The sequence below is a fragment of the Mycobacterium sp. 852002-51163_SCH5372311 genome, assembly GCF_001667115.1.
Classification (GTDB): Bacteria; Actinomycetota; Actinomycetes; order Mycobacteriales; family Mycobacteriaceae; genus Mycobacterium.
In genome coordinates, this window is the sequence record NZ_LZIJ01000107.1 from 1 (window position 1) to 2,012 (window position 2,012).

At 65.6% G+C, this 2,012-nt stretch carries 1 pseudogene; it reads left to right on the plus strand.

Features of this window, described 5'->3' with window-relative positions:
- A pseudogene (locus A5791_RS13720) lies at window positions 1-2,012 on the plus strand (condensation domain-containing protein); the annotation flags it as partial.

Sequence of the window (2,012 nt, forward strand, 5' to 3'; positions counted from 1 at the left end):
GTCGGCAACGGCAGCGCGCCGGTCGGTATCGACGTCGAGGGCCACGGGCGCCATGAGGAGTTGGGCGCGCAGGTGGATCTGTCGCGCACGGTGGGCTGGTTCACCACCAAGTATCCGGTGGCGTTGAGTGTCGGTGGGCTCTCGTGGCCACAGGTGGTCGCCGGTGAGGCCGGGCTGGGACGGCTGATCAACGAGGTCAAGGAGCAGCTGCGCGCGTTGCCGCATCCGCTGAGCTATGGGGCGCTGCGCTACCTGAACCCCGAGGTGGACCTGCCCGAGTCCGACCCGCCGATCGGATTCAATTACTTGGGACGGCTAGGTGCATCTGCGACAGAGCTTTCCGATGAGCTGTGGCGGGTCAGCGCCGACGGCTTCTCGGTCGCTGCCACCGCCGCCGCGGTGCCTATGCCGTTGGTACACACCCTCGAGGTCAACGCCGGCCTGGTGGACACCGATGTCGGCCCGCAACTGCATGCCGCCTGGTCGTGGGCGTCCTCGGCACTAGACCATGCGCAGGTCAGTCGGCTCAGCGGGCTGTGGTTCGAGGCGCTGGCCGGCATCTGCGCATACGTTCGGGCCGGCGGATGCGGGTTGACACCGTCCGATGTCGTCGCATCTATCAGTCAGCAGCAGATCGAAAAACTTCAGCGCCGTTATGCAGATCGCTGACGTATGGCCGTTGACGCCCCTCCAACAGGGGTTGCTTTTTCACGCGAGCACCGCATACGGCGACGCCGATGTGTATGCGGCGCAGCTGGCCATCACCCTGACTGGCCCGCTTGACCCTCACCGGCTGCGTGATGCGGTCCACACCGTCGTCAACCGGCATCCGAACCTGGTGGCCCGTTTCAACGCAGAGCTCGACGATCCGGTACAGCTCATTCCGGCCGATCCCGAACCGGGATGGAGTTACGTCGAATTCGGCGCAGGGGATGGTGATGTCGATGAGCAGATCCGGGAGCTTTGCGCCCAGGAGCGCGCCGCTGTCTATGATCTGGCTGACCAGCCGGCTTTTCGGGCGGCCCTGATCCGCACGGCGCCAGATGCGCACCGGTTCGTGTTGACCAACCATCACATCGTCATGGATGGCTGGTCGTCGCCGATCCTGCTGGGGGAAATATTCGCCGCCTATACCGGGCAGCGGCTGCCCGCGCCAGCGCCGTACCGCAGGTTTGTCAGCTGGCTGGCCGAACGGGACCTGGATGCCGCCCGCGCGGTATGGGGTGAGGTGCTGGCCGGTTTCGACACTCCCACCCTGGTGGGTCCGGCGGGCCGACTGAGGCTAGGGCGGCGAAGCATTGCTTCGTATCGGGTGCCCGAGCAGACCACGCGAGCGCTGAGCGAGCTGGCCCGCTTGCACCACACCACTGTTAGTACGGTGCTGCAAGCAGCTTTCGCGCAGCTACTGTGCGCGCTGACCGGCCAGCATGATGTCGCCTTCGGCACGACGGTCTCGGGGCGACCCACCGAGGTTTTCGGCGCGGAGTCGATGGTGGGCCTGCTCATCAATACGGTGCCGGTGCGGGCGAAGATCACCGCGACGACGACCACCGCAGAGCTGCTCCACCAGCTGCAAAGCGCTCACAGCCAGACCCTGGAGCATGAGCACCTGGCGTTAAGCGACATTCACCGGATCACCGGCCACGACCAACTCTTCGACACCTTGTTGGTGTACGAAAACTACCCGATCGACACCGCCGTGCTATCGGCCAGCCAGGAGTTGTCCGTCAGCGACGTGACCACCCGCGAACACACCCACTACCCGCTGACGGTGCAAGCCCAGCCCGGACGCGAACTGAACCTTCGCGTCGAATACGACACCGAGGTGTTCGACACCGTCAGCATCGAGGCCCTGATCGCGCGGTTTGCTCGGGTGTTGGCGGCGATGAGTGCCGACCCGACCCGGTCGTTGTCGTCGTTGGATGTCCTCGATGAACCCGAGCATGCCCGCCTCGACCAGTGGGGCAACCGCGCCGCGTTGACTAGGCCTGCGAGCCCAGCGCTGTCGGTGC